This is a genomic window from Ignavibacteriota bacterium, assembly GCA_016708125.1.
Lineage (GTDB): Bacteria > Bacteroidota > Ignavibacteria > Ignavibacteriales > Melioribacteraceae.
Window position 1 is genome coordinate 369,016 of record JADJGF010000001.1, and the last position, 16,567, is coordinate 385,582.

10 protein-coding genes and 1 pseudogene are annotated in these 16,567 nt (G+C 30.1%); 1 reads left to right on the top strand and 10 read right to left on the bottom strand.

The window, feature by feature from the left end:
• Positions 1-8: 8 nt before the first annotated feature.
• The 8 genes and pseudogenes from IPH62_01845 to IPH62_01880 form a co-directional block, all read right to left on the bottom strand.
• Positions 9-2,720, bottom strand: coding sequence for a hypothetical protein (locus tag IPH62_01845; GenBank protein ID MBK7104009.1), 2,712 nt, complete (start codon positions 2,718-2,720; stop codon positions 9-11).
• A gap of 260 nt (positions 2,721-2,980) precedes the next feature.
• Positions 2,981-5,893, bottom strand: coding sequence for a histidine kinase (locus IPH62_01850; GenBank protein MBK7104010.1), 2,913 nt, complete (start codon positions 5,891-5,893; stop codon positions 2,981-2,983).
• Between the two features lie 84 nt (positions 5,894-5,977).
• Entirely contained in the window at positions 5,978-7,318 is a 1,341-nt protein-coding gene (gene gdhA, locus IPH62_01855; GenBank protein MBK7104011.1) for an NADP-specific glutamate dehydrogenase, read from the bottom strand.
• Positions 7,319-7,567: 249 nt separating this feature from the next.
• Positions 7,568-8,518 carry a T9SS type A sorting domain-containing protein gene (locus tag IPH62_01860; protein ID MBK7104012.1) on the bottom strand — a complete coding sequence of 317 codons (951 nt, stop codon included), beginning with the start codon at positions 8,516-8,518 and terminating at the stop codon, positions 7,568-7,570.
• Positions 8,519-9,143: 625 nt separating this feature from the next.
• Positions 9,144-10,301, bottom strand: coding sequence for a T9SS type A sorting domain-containing protein (locus tag IPH62_01865; GenBank protein MBK7104013.1), 1,158 nt, complete (start codon positions 10,299-10,301; stop codon positions 9,144-9,146).
• A 244-nt stretch (positions 10,302-10,545) separates the two neighbouring features.
• Positions 10,546-11,391, bottom strand: a complete 846-nt coding sequence (locus IPH62_01870) for a sugar transferase (GenBank protein MBK7104014.1) — start codon at positions 11,389-11,391, stop codon at positions 10,546-10,548.
• 7 nt (positions 11,392-11,398) lie between these two features.
• Positions 11,399-12,160 carry an ABC transporter permease gene (locus IPH62_01875; protein ID MBK7104015.1) on the bottom strand — a complete coding sequence of 254 codons (762 nt, stop codon included), beginning with the start codon at positions 12,158-12,160 and terminating at the stop codon, positions 11,399-11,401.
• Between the two features lie 311 nt (positions 12,161-12,471).
• Positions 12,472-13,606 (bottom strand): annotated as a pseudogene (locus IPH62_01880) (integrase).
• A gap of 193 nt (positions 13,607-13,799) precedes the next feature.
• Between IPH62_01880 and IPH62_01885 the strand changes: the two are divergent.
• A complete protein-coding gene (locus tag IPH62_01885; protein ID MBK7104016.1) occupies positions 13,800-14,867 on the top strand; it encodes a branched-chain amino acid aminotransferase in 1,068 nt (355 codons plus the stop codon).
• 115 nt (positions 14,868-14,982) lie between these two features.
• On the opposite strand, the gene IPH62_01890 is transcribed toward IPH62_01885, so the two are convergent.
• Both IPH62_01890 and IPH62_01895 read right to left on the bottom strand, forming a co-directional pair.
• On the bottom strand, positions 14,983-15,483 hold the full coding sequence (locus IPH62_01890; protein ID MBK7104017.1) for a GNAT family N-acetyltransferase: 501 nt from the start codon (positions 15,481-15,483) through the stop codon (positions 14,983-14,985).
• 90 nt (positions 15,484-15,573) lie between these two features.
• Positions 15,574-16,557 carry an ATP-grasp domain-containing protein gene (locus IPH62_01895; protein ID MBK7104018.1) on the bottom strand — a complete coding sequence of 328 codons (984 nt, stop codon included), beginning with the start codon at positions 16,555-16,557 and terminating at the stop codon, positions 15,574-15,576.
• Between the last annotated feature and the right edge of the window lie 10 nt (positions 16,558-16,567).

Consider the following 16,567-nt stretch of genomic DNA (forward strand, 5'->3'; position numbering starts at 1 on the left):
TTAATTTTTCAAAAAATACCATACTGTCTTTTGAAATTTGAAAGAGCTTTTTCAAAATTAGCTATTTCCATTTGTACTTTGGGTTGCCTTTGAACAAAGTCTTCATAATCTCTTTCTGAACTAAAATTATAATATTTACCAGAGCTATTTTTAATAACATCTTCAATAAATTCTCGCACTATTCTTGAAAAATTAATATCAGCTACTTCTTGAGCTTCATTATAAGGCTTTTTATAATCTTCACAAGTTATTTGATAATCTTTGATTTTCTGATCAAATAATCTTTCTTTATTTGCAACTAATGCGCTGTCGTAATCTTCTTTATGTCTATTTTCATGTGCAAAGGTTACTGGCTCTAACTTATATTTAATTATTTTTGGTTCATATATTTTTGAAACCTTAATATCATGTTCAAAATTTTTAATTTCAGCTTTTGTATTTGCTGTAATTTTTCCATCCACTAATGTGTTATTCAATATATTAATCATATGTGATGTGTTTGTAATTAGAGTCCAGCCAGCAGCAGCTATGTTATTAACACAGAATTCTAAAATATATTCTGGTTTTAATGTATTTACAACTTTATCATTTTCTTTTATTTCCATATTAAATTGAATCATTCCATTATCATTCTTACACGGAGAAGCAGAAATATTTTGTCGTTTCATCCAATAAAGTGGAGCAAAACCGCCAGTTTGAATTGGAAATTTTATATTACCAGATGCGTCTCTTTGAATTGGTTCACATGCATCAGGATTAGCTCCGCCTGCTATAACCTTTTTTAATTGAAAATTGGGTACAGATAAAGGACTATCACAAATATCTAAATCATCACACCCACCTTTTTTAATATCAATACCAGCTACACCAGCAATTAGTGTTAATTCACTTGACGTATTTACGCTTGAAATAATTCCTAAACTATTAATGTTATTTTTTTCATTTGTTTTAGATTTTCCATTAGCAATTCTTCTACTTTTCAAATTGTAAGTTTTCTTGCTTAGACCAGAATTAAAACTCATACTTACATTATTCATTTGAAGTGTATCAGTATTATTAACCTTGGTAATTGCTGGGTCTGAACTTTCTATTTCTGTATCTACATAAAGCATTACTCTAACCGAATCTAGGTCTATTTCATTAATAGCTTTTATTTTAAATGGTTGTTTGCCCGGATAAAACATGTCGCTGCTTATTGTATCTTCGTTTGTATAAATATCTGCATATTCCATATTTTTATAAATGGAGATATAAAATTCTTGATCCACTCCATTTGGGAATGCTAATTTTTCACCTTCGGGTCCTTTCATATATAAATAAATATTGGCTTCTTCTCCCGGTGATAGTTTCTCCTTATCAAATTCAATTATTATTTTAGACTGAAATATATTCATTCTAACTTCTGTATATGGGATGCTTGGATTTGTAGTAGTTACCAATAGGTTTATTATATCACCTTCTAATGGCGGTTCCAACTGATTTGTAATAAATTCTAAATACAACTGTCCGTTTACATGGCTGAGGTTATTTAATACAGTTCCTTTTTCTCCGGTTTGAGGATTTATTAAATACCCATAATCCGCACCTTCCAATATTGCAACATTGAATTTAATATCTTCTGGCAATGTTTTTAACATACATTCGTCAGAATATGTTGAATTTATATATATTCCATTAACGTCATTATTGTAAACATATGGATATTCTACACTTGCTTCGATACTACTTCCTGTTATGCATATTGCTTTAACTAAAATCGTATCAAATGCTACTTCTCCATTTACTTCTGCTTTTAAAATTGCGTTAATATTATTTTCACTATATAAAGGTTTATCATATATTAACTTTATTGGAAAGCCATTATCTAAATAATCTCCGCTGTAAAATGAGTCGCCTATTGTATCTTCTGTTGCTACATTGAAAAATGTCAAGTATTCTTCACCTTCGATTAATGAAATTGTTGGCCAATCTTCGTTTACCTTCCCTATAATAGGTAAACATTCGTTGCTTGTATAAAAATTAAAGTATTTTCCTAAATCGTTAAATTCTATTTCACTTCCATTAATATCAATTCCCAGATAACCATACCATGGTTCTATATATCCTTCCATTCTAAACCTTTTATAATGGCTGCCATCAACATATACATCAAAATAATCTCCAAGCATTCCATAATATTCATACTCCCCTCTTAATGAATTCCAATGGACATATTCCAAAGTAAAATCATATGTTGTGCCTAACGGATTGTTAATTTCATAAACAAAATTTCCATCAAACTCATATTCCGGAGATCTATTATCGCTGCAGAATGGTGTATTTGTTCGTATTCTATATCCAAATCTCGGTTTTGTGCCTTGGTATGAAGGTATCCACGAATATTCTAATCTTATACTATGTGGCTCAGTCAAAATATTATTTCTGATAATTGAAGAACCCTTTGTAATAAGTGGCTTAATTTCAACTTTCTCTTTTATTTTTACTTGTCCGTAAGATGTCGTGAATCCGCCAAAGGCGGACAAGAAGGCAAAGGTGAAAAGAAAAAACGTTAAAAACGTTGAGACGTGTAAACGAAAGAAGTTAGTAAAGCTAAATCTTAAATGATTGATTTGGGTAATTGCAAGATCGCAATATTCTAAAATTAAAAGATTTGTCTGCCGTTTTTGTGGCAGATTACAAGAATGCAAGATTGGTATTGATTTTGGGGATTTTAACATCATTTTTCCTCCGGTTACTTAATTTATTTTCCTTTCTTCATACTCCCCCATTTTGTATGAATTAACTTTTTAAAGCTCAATTAATTTTAGTTAAATATCAAATTATTTTTTCATTAAATTATCATAAAATGAGATAATCAGTATTAAAAAAAATCCCACCGAATTGATGGGATTGAATTTAATTATTTTGCCACGAATGCACGAATTTATTTTTACGTTTTACGTCTCTGCGTCTCAACGTTTTTACGTTTATCGTTTCACTTTTAACTTTTCGGCTTATAAATTACACCTTTATTTTTCTGTCCGCTAATTTTTGTAATGAGCGGAATATCAAATCTCAAATGTCTTGTAAAAGTATATTCTTCAATAGATTCTTGTTGTGCCAGCCAATCCCAATCTATAAAACATTCTCCGGGAGTTTCTGCAATTGTAAAATATCCAACTCCAAAAGAAGTAATATTATGAAAAAAATGTGAGCCTTGAGATGGCGTTACACTAAAATCTTTAAATCCCGCTTCAATAATTACTGAAGCTCCCGAAATTTGATCCCAAGTAACCGGAATTCCAAGCCAAGGATCAGTACTTCCCCATCTGCCAACGCCGATTAAAATATATGGTCGTTTTGCATTTACAAGTTTTTCATTAATTTTTGCAATTTCATAAGCAATATCTTTACTTTTACTTCTCTCAAATTTTTCTCTATCAACTACAACTAAATCGCGAATATTATCATAAATTCCATCACCCAAAACTTGTTTTGTTGAGCAAAGCATTTCATCTCTATTTACTTCTTGAAATTCAATATTGCTTGCTTCGCGCGTCATAACCATTGGGCGCATTTGCAGAATTGCAAATTCTTTAAGTACACCTTTTGGCACCGACATATTTAGTGCAAATTCAATTTCAACTTGAGTTCCCATTACGTAAGTACCAAAGTTCAAAATCAATTCTAAAATTTGCGGAAGAGGAAAAATATTTTGTTTTAAGATTGGAGCAAAAGTTACAACTCTTGTTCCCGATCTTGAAATTCCATCATAAACAGCATCATTTTCCGGGGAGTATGTTGATCCGGTATAAAAAAGTGTATTATCTTTTTCGGCAATTTCAAGTTTATATTGTTGAACTAAATTGTTGGGAATTTCATTAGAGCCGGTGTAAAGTCTTCCTTCAATATTTAATGCATAAAAATTCTGCTGAGCATTTTTCATTGTTTCTTTTGTTGTGAAAAACTGCATTAAATGTTTGGGATAACGAGGACAAAATCTTACTGTATTTCCACCTTCTACAACGGTTTTGCCCAATCCCAGAGCCACTAAAGCAATTCCATCTTGAGATTTTTGCGGAGCAATCGGATAAAAATTATATGATTTTGCAACTCCGGCAATATCCGGATAAAATCTTTCGTTATGCTGAGTTCCGACAAGTTTCTGAATAATAACAGCCATTTTTTCTTCTTCTAATCTATAAGAAGTAGCTTTTAAATAATCCTTTGATCTTTGCAAGAAAGTTGAAGCATAAACTAATTTTATTGTTTGTAAAAGTTCATCTAAACGTGTATCAAGATCAGTATCATTATTAGGAATCATGTACGTTTGATAAACACCGGCAAACGGCTGGAATTGAGAATCTTCCAATAAACTTGATGAACGAACAGCAAGCGGAGTTTTTATCAAACTTAAAACTTCAATCAATTTTAGAATTACTTCGCTTGGAAATTTTTCCGCTTCCAAAAATTTTGTAATTATTTTTTTATCTTCTTTTTCATTAATTGCAAAACTCAATAAATCATTTTCTTCAAGAAAGCTATCAAAAACATCCGTTGCTAAAACAACCGCGCTGGGAACGTAAATTTCTACGCCCTCAAATTTATTTTCTATATCATAATTAACAATTAAGGAATTTATAAATCCCAAACCTCTTGCTTTTCCGCCAAGCGAACCGCCGCCAATTCTTGCAAAACTATTTTTTGGATCGAAAGTTTCTCTATCAAATTCCGTTACGGTTCCGCGCTGACGCAATTCTTGATAACTTTTTATATTGGATATTAAATCATTACGCAATTCAGTTACAGATTTAAAATCTGATATTTTTTTTGGTCTAAAATGTTGAGCAAGCCAAAACTCCGTTCTCGCTTTAAGCCAATTTGAGAAATGATTTCGTTCGGAATGATAAGCTACACATTCATCGGGAACAACTGTTAATTGTTCTTCGAGATTTTTTAAATTTTTTGCGCGACTAACTTCTGTTCCATCAGGCATTTTGAAAATAAAATCGCCAAATCCAAAATTTGCCATCAAAAATTTTTTAAGATCAGCTAATAATGTTGGAGATGTTTTCTGCAAAAATGAAGCTTGAATTTCTTGAGCCATTGATGCATGATCTGCTTGACTTGATTGAAGCAGAATCGGAATATCATCTTGAAGTTCTTTTACTTTTTTAGCAAACTTCAAACCGGCTTCCGGATCTTTAACTCCTTTATGAGGAAAATTTACATCCGAAATTATTCCCAAAATATATTTTTGATATTTTTCAAAATATTCCCAAGCTTCTTCGTAACTGGTACACAAAAGAATTTTGGGTCGTGCGCGCATTCTTAAAAATCTGTGAGAAGTATTTACACCTTCGGAAATTAATCTTTGTGATTGCTTAAAAACTTGTGTATAAATAAGAGGTAAATATTGTGAGTAAAATTTTACATCATCTTCAACTAAAATTATTGCTTGAACTCCAACAACGGAAGTATCATTTTCAATATTTTTTTTATCTTCAATATATTTTATAATTCCCATCAGTAAACGATAATCACCTTGCCAGATAAAAAATCTATCAAAAATATGTGAGTTTGGAGTATGTTTAATTTCCTTTCGCTCTTGATTATCATACGCCAAAAGTACAATTGGTAAATCCGGATTTATTTTTTTTACGCGTTTTGCAAAATCAATAACGTGCATATCTTCAATATGCATAGTGGTGATAACCAAATCGAAACTATTTTTATTTGTTACTAATTCAATTCCTTCAACACCGGTTGTAACGTGAACAATTTCCGGAGTGTGGCTTAAATTTAAGGTATGATATTCTTCACGAATTAATTCGTAAAGTCTGCCGTCTTCTTCAAATAAATAATTATCATACAAACTAGAGACAAGTAAAATGTCTCTAATTTTATATTTCATTAATTTTTGAAATTTTTTTAGACGGCTTCCAAAAACGTCTTTAACTTCAATATCTGTTAATTCTCTTTTTATCATTTTAATTTTTTACACAAGTCCTTGGTCCAACATTGCATCGGCAACTTTTAAGAATCCGGCAATATTTGCACCGTTTACGTAATTTCCCGGAGTTCCGAATCTATCTGCCGTTGTAATACATGTATTATGAATACGAATCATAATTTCGTGCAAGCGTTTATCAACTTCATCCTTTGACCACGGAAGGCGCATGCTATTTTGCGACATTTCCAAACCGGAAGTTGCAACCCCACCGGCATTTGAAGCTTTTCCGGGTGCATATAAAATTCCGGCCTCACTAAAAATTTTGTATCCTCCGATTGTTGTTGGCATATTCGCACCTTCGCAAACACACATACATCCATTATCAACTAAATTTTTTGCATCTTTTTCTTCAATTTCATTTTGGGTTGCACAAGGCAAAGCAACATCGACTTTAATTTCCCAAGGTCTTTTTCCGGCAAAAAATTCTGCCCCAAATTCTTTTGCATAATCTTCTACAATATCTTTATTGCTTGATCTAAGTTTTAACATGTAGTCAACTTTTTCACCGGAAACTCCGTTTTTATCATAAATGAATCCGTCCGGTCCACTTAGAGTTACAACCTTTCCTCCAAGTTCATTTACTTTTTGAACTGCACCCCAAGCAACATTTCCAAATCCGGAAACAGCAACAGTTTTTCCATCAAATGTAGTATTTTTTGTTTTCAACATTTCTTGAGCAAAATACACAACACCAAATCCGGTTGCTTCTGGTCGGACTAATGAACCTCCCCAATTTAAACCTTTACCGGTTAACACTCCGGTAAATTCATTTTTTAGTCTTTTGTATTGGCCAAAAAGATAACCGATTTCTCTTGTTCCAACACCAATATCACCGGCTGGAACATCTGTATCAGCTCCAATATGTCTGAATAATTCAGTCATAAAACTTTGGCAGAAACGCATAATTTCGTTATCACTTTTTCCTTTGGGATTAAAATCAGATCCGCCTTTTCCGCCGCCCATTGGCAAAGTTGTTAAACTATTTTTAAACACTTGTTCAAATGCTAAAAATTTTAGAATTCCCAAAGTTACAGAAGGGTGAAACCGCAAGCCGCCTTTATACGGACCAATTGCGCTATTCATTTCAATTCTAAATCCGCGGTTAACATGAATTTCTCCTTGGTCATCCATCCATGGAACTCTAAACATTATTACTCTTTCCGGCTCAACCATTCTCTCTAAAATTTTTGCGGATTGGTATTCTGGATGTCTTTCTAAAACTAAATCCAAAGATTCTGTTACTTCTTCAATTGCTTGATGAAATTCCGGCTCACTTGGGTTTTTTGCTTTTACATCGGCGATAATTTTTTTTACGTAATCAGACATAAAATTCTCTCTAAATTTTTTTTATAAATTCTTAATTATTAATATAGATAGCTTCAGAACCTTTCGATTTGTAAAATTATTTTTGATGAAAATTTTCGAAATAATTTGTGCAGTATTTTGATCAATAATAGACATTTTATCCAAAAAGAATTCGATGCTGAAATTACCTATATCGGATATCTTTGTATGCTAAACTTAAATTCATTAAATATGATTCGCAAGTACTTTTTTCTTTTACAAATTAACAAGTTACTTTAGCAAAATCATTTTTTTAGTTTGTTCAAAACTTCCAAAATTAATTTTATAAAAATAAATTCCGCTCATCAAATCACTTCCGTTAAATTCAATTTCATAAATTCCAGATAGTTTATTTTCATTAACCAAAGTTTTTACAACTTGTCCTAAAACATTATAAATTTTTAAAACAACTTTTTGTTGAAGATTAGAATTATCCGGAATGGAATATTTTATTTTCGTAGTTGGGTTGAAAGGATTAGGATAATTTTGGTGCAATTCAAAAGTATTTTCCAAAGCAAATTTTTCTTCCGAAATTTCCGTAGGAATTTGAGTTAAAGTATAATCTATTTTTGTTGAATTAATCCAATCATTCAAATTTAAATTCCAACTTTGATATAATTCACTCATCAAAATATTTTGTTCATTAAAATTAAAAAAAGCTCTTTCATAATTTATCCAAACTAAATTTTGATTGTCCCAATCTTCAGAAACATATCCGGTTTGATTTTCATTTTCATCATAAGAATATAAATCACGATACCAAATAATCCAATCTTGAATATCCAAATCCCAATAAAAATAATAATAATCCATATTCAAATTATTTACATAACTATAATTATGTTTTGATTCATTTTCCCATATAGAACTTTCCAAATTCCAAGTTTGAACTATTTTTTCTGTTTCATTAAAAGATTCATCATATGTATAAAGATTTAGAACAACATTTTCCCAAACATTTGAGCTGTTCCATTCTTGATATAAATCTTTAGCTAACAAATTATTGTTATCAAAAGTGCCAAGATGCAGCCAAATATTTATCCATTGGGAAGTTGAATTGTTCCAATCTTGTCTTAAATAAGAAACATTATTTTCATTTGAATCATATTCATATTTATAAATTATATAGTTCTCCCATTTTGCCGATGTCGAATTCCAAACTTGTAAGAGGTCTTCAATCATTAAGTTTTGCAGATTAAAGGAAGTTATATATTGGAAATAATTTTCCCATTTATCAACATTCCAATTTTCTCTAAAAAAGTTTATCCAGTTTCCATTAACATCATATTCACTTGTAAACTTACTTACGTTTACCCAATCCCCGCTTGCTTCATCCCAAATTTGATTTATACTTTCTAATTCCTTAAAACCATCATTATAGAGATTTAAAAACTTTTCGGAATTTTCCCACGCTGAAGTTTCATCATTCCAAATTTGAATTATGTAATTATATTGATATTGATTTAAGTCAAGTGATTTTTGTAAAGTTATTTTTCGATTTTCAAAATTATTTTTTTTCAAATGCGGATGCGATTTAATAAAATTATTGGAATTTCGAATACTGCTATGAGAAAATTTATGATCTGATTTTTTAGGAATTATTTTTTCTGAATTTACAATTAAATCGGTTTGGCAAACCGTAACTGAATAAAATAAAATGAGAAATGTAAAAATGATTTTCACCTTTGCCCCCAATTATTTGTTAACCAGAATTGTTGAATTAACATTTTACAAAGTAAGCAAAACAAAAATTTTATCCAAAAAAAAGCCCGATAAACGGGCTAAATATTTTTGGATTTTATAAATTTTATTTTGTTAAAACCATTTTCCGCATTTGTATAAAATTACCGACTTCCAATTTATAAAAATAAATTCCACTCATTAAATCGTTACCGTTAAATTCAATTTCATAAATCCCCGGATGTTTATTTTCGTTAACCAAAGTCTTTACAACTTGTCCTAAAACATTATAAATTTTTAAAACAACTTTTTGTTGAAGATTAGAATTATCCGGAATTGAATATTTTATTTTTGTAATTGGGTTGAAAGGATTTGGATAATTTTGCTCTAATTCAAAATTCTGGGGAGTTCCAAATATTATAACAACTTCATCGGAGTATTCAAAGTTTCCATCGATATCAATTTGTTTCAATCGGTAAAAATATTTTTGAGAAATGTTAATTGTTTGATCAATATAGTTGTAAAATTTTGTAGAATTGCTATTTCCGCTACCTTGAACAAATCCAACTTTATTCCAATTTCCAAATTCAGATTTTCTTTCAATATCAAAACCATAATTATTAACTTCAGTTGCAGTTTCCCAATTTAATTTCACATTTTTATCAACCACTGAAGCTGAGAAAGTAGTGAGTTCGACGGGGAGAGGTTCATTTAATTCTGAAATAACAGAGATGTTGTCAATACGAAATGTGCCTTGCGATGAAATATCTCCATCGCCATCTGCTTGTACATTTGATGTGCATAAGATTTTCAAATTTAGATTTGATGTATTGTTACATTCATTTGGTAAACTAAAGTTAAACATTGGAGTGGATGAAAAGCTTAATGGTGATCGGAAAACATTGTTAGTTATATCATAAAAATCAATTGCATTTGTGCTAAACTGAATTTTAAAATCTCTTGGACCAGTAGATGAACTGTAGCAATCAAAACTTAGATATATATCTGAATAATTTATTGTATTAACAGTAATTAAATAATATTCATTTTCACTCCAACTTCTCGTTAACAAACATTGGCCTGTCAATGGATTTCCATCAGTATAATTAATTGTTGCGCCTTCATTTGTTATAATGATCTGATTCGTATTGTAGGGTGTCAACCCTGTTCCATCTGTTCCTTCATCCGATAAAACATTTTGATCGTCAAAATTCCAATTTACAAGAACTGTTTGCCCAAACATAAAACTACTTAATAACAATAAAAATGTGATTGTCCTCTTCATTACACCTCCGTTTATTTAAATAAACTCCTTTCAATTATTCAACTATATATTTATCAATATAATTATTTTTCAATTGTTTGAATTGAGACTATTAATATTAATAAATTATTTTCATTAAAATCAAATTAATATTTTTAAATTTTTCAATTAATTTATTTTAATTTGAATATTATCATCAATTGAGTGTAAATACGATTTTATTTGTTTAAAGTAAGAGGTGAGTTATTAATTTTTTTACTTTTTTCTACTGTAGTTTTTTTTCAATTTGAAATATATTTTTATCCTTTTTTTCTTGTTTTGCATTTTTGTAACTATCACTTACATACCACCAATCAGAGGGTATTTCAATAGTATATTTACCTTCAGTTTTTTCAACTTTTTCCAAAATAAATTTTGCAATACCTTCGGGCATATTAAGAATTACTTTTAAATTTGAAGAGTTATCAACAAAAGTTTCAACTCTCATTCCGTTAATTCTTGGAGTAAAAAATATTGAATCCGAATTTTTTGCTTGTAACACAACCGTTGAAGTGTACAAAATTAATTTTAAATCCAAAATTGGTGTTGCAACTTTTTCGTAAAGTGATTCCAGTGCCAACATGCTGATTAATCCTTCATTACGGTTGCCGAATAATTGCCATAAGCCGGAAATACCGGGTTTGTTTTTTATTTTTTCTCTTCTGTTATAAAATTCCGGTGAAGCTTTCTGAATTGTTTTTAAATCTTCTAACATTAATGGTCGCGGACCAATTAAATTCATTTCACCTTTTATCACATTTATAAGTTGGGGTAATTCATCAAGTCCGGTTTTTCTAAGCCATTTTGCAAAAGGTGTTATATTTGTTCTTAAAACATTTTTGAAAAAAATATCCTCTTCACAATTGTGCGTAATTGATTTTATTGATTTTTTAAGAGTTCTAATTTTATAAATTTTAAATCTATTTTTCTCTAAAGTTAAACCTCTTTCTTGCACAAAAAACGGAAAACTTTTCAATTCGAAAAAAATAATTATTGCTGAAATAATTAAAAATGGAATTGAGATTATTAAGAAAACAAATGAGAAAATTATATTGAAAATTCTTCTTAACATTTTTATACTAAAAAACTAATGACCATAATGCATAATCCAGAATTAAAATAACTGCTGATGAAACAACAAAAGATCTAATCGTAGATTTTCCAACACCCTCTGCACCACCTTCAGTACGGAATCCAATGTGACATCCCAACAATGCAGTAACTCCGCCAAAAATCATTCCCTTAAACATTCCGAATAAAAAATCTCCCATAGTAAAAAATCTTTTTACTGAATCAAAAAAAACTGCATACGAAACATTTAAGAAAAAATTTGAAACTAAATATGCGCCAAGAACCGCTATTGCATTTGCAAAAACTATAAGAATTGGTAACATTACAATAGCAGCAAAAAATCGCGGCATTGCCAAATATCTAATTTGACTAATTCCCATTGTTTCCAATGCATCTAATTGCTCGGTTACTTTCATTGAACCTAATTCTGCCGCAATAGATGCTCCAACTCTTCCGGCAATAATAATTCCAGTTAAAACCGGACCAAGTTCAGTAATAATTGCTCTGCTGGTTGCTGTACCTAAAAATGAAATTGGTGCTAATCCTTTTAATTGATATGCAGCTTGCCACGCCGCAACAGCGCCGGTAAATATTGCAATAATTACAACAAGCGGAAGTGAACCAACTCCAATATGCTCCATTTGAGCTAAAACTAATTTTCTATTTTTAAATATTTTAGGAAAAAATCCGATAACTTTAAGGAAAAGAATTGAGACTTGTCCAAACTCTTGAAAAAAATTAAGAGTTTTTTTACCGAAGAAAGAAAAAATATTTTCAAACAAATTTAAACTCTAATTTTATTTAAAATGAAAATACAAAAATATTAAAACAAATGTAACTACACATAGTAGTAGTAAAAAACTTAATTAATTTTGAAAAGTTATTGACAATAAAAAATAGGTTTTTCCTATTCAATTAAAATGATATTGTCCAGTTGCCTCAAAATAAAAGGTAACTATGGTAAAGAAAAAATGTTGAAAAAAGAGTTCATAAAAATTCCAAATAGATAATAAAAAGTAATAATAATTGTTTCTTTCTTTTTTTGCTACTTTTTTCTTTCTTTGTTAATATGTTGATAACGTCAAATCAACTTCAAGATTTCATTTATTTTACGAGAGATTGAGTTTTGTAGCAAAAAGGGATTTAATTTTGTGTGTTTATTTGTCAAGAGGATTTTAGTTTTCTTAGAGACAACCGTAGAGTCTAAAATTCTTTGAAAAGGGGTTTTAGGCTGATCGTGTTTTTTGATAACTTGAGAGCCATCGCGAACTTTGGAAATAATTTTAGAAGAAGGAATAAAGAAGTTAAAAAACAAAGACCATTCATTAGTAAAAATATCATTCATCAGCTCAACAATTTTAATATTATCGAAGCGATGATAACCAAAATATTGCCTGATGTGAGTCCAATTTTACCTTCAATATGTGCATTATCGTTTTTCATATAAGCTCGTGAACGAGTATAGTCAACCGGTTGTTTACGTTTCGTGAAGTAAGCCAATAGATGCCAGTTAAGAAATTCACCACCGTTATCAGAATCAAAACCAAGAACTTTGAAAGGGAGAGAATTCTCAATAGATTCAATAGCCTTAAAAGTTCCTTGTTGTCCTTTGCCCCATATAGCACGTGCTTCAGTCCATCCGGAGGCAATATCAACAGTGTTAACTGTATAGACAAAACTACCAGTAATCGAGTCTCCACAATGAGCTACGGTATCTGCTTCAATAAATCCCGGGGAACTCTCATCCCACTGGTTTGTTTTTATTGGAATTTGTTTTTTGATTAAAGAACCCGGTTTGGTTGTTGATAATCCTTTTTCTTAAATTTATTCCTAATCGGTTTTAAGAGTCGGTCTATTGTTGCTGGTGAAATTCTGAGAAGAAGTTTTCTATTTTCTTCTGTTAGTTCTCCCTCATAAAATGGAAGCCATAGTGGTATTGCATATTTTAATCTTTTTGAGCAAATAAGATTAGTTGATTTCCAAATATTCTTTAATGCTGCTATTATCTCATTGTGAGCAAATTTTTTCTTTCTGCCGGCTTTTTTCTTTGGGGTTCCTTTTATTTCTTTTTTATTCAATACCCTTATTATATATTTTCTATTATATCCACAAGTAGTGCATATTTCATAAAGAAGTTTCTGTTTTTCTGCCTTATTTGAACTTAAATATCTTGCTCGTATAGCTGCAATATACTCTTGTTTCGACTTTTTGCTCATAATATTTCCGCTTTTTTCGGTTACTTATATTATGAGGCAACGTATTGTTTTCCTAATTAACTTCGGTTACTTTAATTGTGAGTCAATTCGTTGTTAAAAGTTGTATAACTTTTTGTATTGATATAAAAATTATTTCTTATATATTATCGTTAAAATTATAAAACTTCTACAAATTTTAGATTAGGTGAAAATTATGTCAGAAATCAATTACTTAGAAATTGAACAAACAACAGATGTAAAAATTCCGGATAATTTAGTTTTCGGTAAAAATTTTAGTACTCATTATTTTGAAATGGATTACGAAACCGGAAAAGGTTGGTATAATCCAACAATTAAAAAATTTGGAAATTTTCAAATATCCCCCGCAGCTTTAGTTTTTCATTATGGACAAGCAATTTTTGAAGGCTTGAAAGCATATAAACATGCAGATGGAAAAATTGCACTTTTTAGACCAGATGAAAATGTGAAAAGAATGAACCGCTCAGCCACAAGATTATGCATGCCGGAATTGGATATGGATTTGGCATTAACTGCTTTGAAAGAACTCGTAAAATTAGAACACGAGTGGATTCCTACAAAACCCGGACATTCATTATATATTCGTCCTTTAATGTTTGCTTGCGATCCATATATTGGTGTCAAAGCTGGCGATCAATTTAAATTTATGATTATGTTAAGCCCAGTTGGCCCATATTATCCCGAAGGTTTTAAACCGGTTCCAATTTTAACAACGGATAAATATGTTAGAGCTGTTCGTAAAGGAATTGGCGATTGCAAAACTGCCGGAAATTATGCGGCAAGTTTATTAGCTCAACGTGAAGCAAAGAAAGAAGGATATTCCCAAGTATTATGGCTTGATGGAATTCATCAAAAATTTATTGAAGAAGTTGGAACAATGAACATTTTTATTCAATTTAAAGATGAAGTTGTAACACCAAATTTAAGCGGATCAATTTTACCCGGAATTACTAGAATGTCAGTAGTTGATATTTTGAAAGATTGGGGCTACAATATGAACGAAAGACAAATTTCTATTGATGAAGTTGTTGATGGTTACAAAAATGGAAATTTAGTTGAATTATTCGGAACCGGAACAGCTGCAATTATTTCATCTATCAGTAAACTAAAATACAACGAAAACATATTGCAATTCAGCGATGAAAATGCCGGTGTACTTGGAACGAAATTGTACGAAGAAATTTTAGGAATTCAATACGGCGAAAGAGAAGATAAATTTGGCTGGCTGGATTATATAGATTAAGCTTAACATCACTCTTAGATAAATTATTTTTTTAGTCATGCCGAACTCGTTTCGGCATCTTTTTTTATTAGATATCAGAATTTATTTTCGGAATAACAACTTTGTAAATTAATTACTAAACAATTTTTAAATACAAATATTTTGCATCATCCGGCGCGTAAAAATCTTTAAGAACAGCTTCTTCATTATAATCACAAGATAAATAAAATTTACGAGTAGAAATATATTGTTCCCTTCCCGAGGTTTCTACATAAATTCTGTTTCCGCCTAAATTTGAAATAGCATTTTCACTTTCTGTTAAAAGAATTTTACCTAATCCAAAATTTTGATAATCTTTATGAACCGCAATCCAATAAAGATCAAAACTAAATTTTGTTGCCGGTATTGGTCCAAAACACGAATAGCCAACTGTCTTTTCATCAATTTCTAAAAATAAAAAATGATAACCGCTTTCAATTCCTTTTTGCAATCTTTCTTCTATTAATTCAACTGCAATATTTACTTCATCATCAGAAAAAAAACCGGTTGATGAAACAATTTCTCTAATGTTAGCTGGATCTTCTTTTTTTACAAAATCTCTAATTAAATAACTTATTTTAACTTTTTCTGTTTTCATAAATTTTTCTTTTTAATTTATCATTCCTACGAAATTGGGTTCCATTTTAATCTAAATAGATTCCCGATAAAAGCATTCGGGAATGATGTTTTATAATAAAATATGTTTTATTGTTGAGTGTAAAATAACTTCAACCATTTTTGTATAATCCCAACCAAGTTTTTCACAAGCTGCATAAAATCCGCTATCGGGAGAAATGCACGGATTTACATTTATTTCCAAAACATAAACATTATTATTTTTATCAACTCTGTAATCAACGCGCGCATAACCATTTAGCTGAAATTTTTCCCAACATTGAATTGTTACTTTTCTAAGTTTCTCAAAGAGATTTTTATCATCTTCGTTATTTTCAAAATTTCTTACTGAATGAGAATATTCGAAAGATTCTTCATTCCACTTTGCATCATAATTTACAATTTTTGGTTTATCTTTTGGATAGTCTTCAAATTTAATTTCTGCAATTGGCAAAACTTGCGGTCCATTTTCCGTTTCCAGAATTGAAATATTAAATTCTCTTCCATCAATAAATTCTTCGACAAAACATTCGCCATATTTTTTTATTCGATTTGATAATTCTTCATCTAACTTTTTATTATCAAAAATTACTGAAGTATCATCAAGTCCTACCGAAGCATCTTCAAAAATTGGTTTAATTATGCAAGGAGTATGAAAATTTATTTTTTCAAAATTATTATTTGATGCAAACCATTTTGGAGTTGGAATTTCGTACAAATCGAATAACTTTTTTGTGAAAACTTTATTTGTTGTTACATAAAGCGATTCTGAATTTCCGCCGGTGAAAGGGATTTTCAATTTTTCTAAAATTACGGGAATAAAATGTAAATATTTTTCAACACCATTAATTGCTTCAACTAAATTAAAAACCAAGTCTGGTTTATATTGATGTAGAAAGTTTTCAAACATTTCAAGATTTAAATCAACACCAAATTTTTCCGTTGAATGACCTAATTCTATTAAGGATTTTTCAACTGCATTAACTTGATCAAGAACATCTAAATCATCTGCGGCATTTTTTTCTGATGGAAGATTATAAACAATTAAAACTTTCATTTGGGGGAAA

Coding starts and splice junctions, on each gene's coding strand:
- IPH62_01860 (MBK7104012.1), bottom strand. CDS start 8,518: ATGATTGAAGACCTCTTACAAGTTTGGAATTCGACATCGGCAAAATGG.
- IPH62_01895 (MBK7104018.1), bottom strand. CDS start 16,557: ATGAAAGTTTTAATTGTTTATAATCTTCCATCAGAAAAAAATGCCGCA.
- IPH62_01845 (MBK7104009.1), bottom strand. CDS start 2,720: ATGATGTTAAAATCCCCAAAATCAATACCAATCTTGCATTCTTGTAAT.
- IPH62_01885 (MBK7104016.1), top strand. CDS start 13,800: ATGTCAGAAATCAATTACTTAGAAATTGAACAAACAACAGATGTAAAA.
- IPH62_01850 (MBK7104010.1), bottom strand. CDS start 5,893: ATGAAATATAAAATTAGAGACATTTTACTTGTCTCTAGTTTGTATGAT.
- IPH62_01865 (MBK7104013.1), bottom strand. CDS start 10,301: ATGAAGAGGACAATCACATTTTTATTGTTATTAAGTAGTTTTATGTTT.
- IPH62_01870 (MBK7104014.1), bottom strand. CDS start 11,391: ATGTTAAGAAGAATTTTCAATATAATTTTCTCATTTGTTTTCTTAATA.
- IPH62_01890 (MBK7104017.1), bottom strand. CDS start 15,483: ATGAAAACAGAAAAAGTTAAAATAAGTTATTTAATTAGAGATTTTGTA.
- gdhA (MBK7104011.1), bottom strand. CDS start 7,318: ATGTCTGATTACGTAAAAAAAATTATCGCCGATGTAAAAGCAAAAAAC.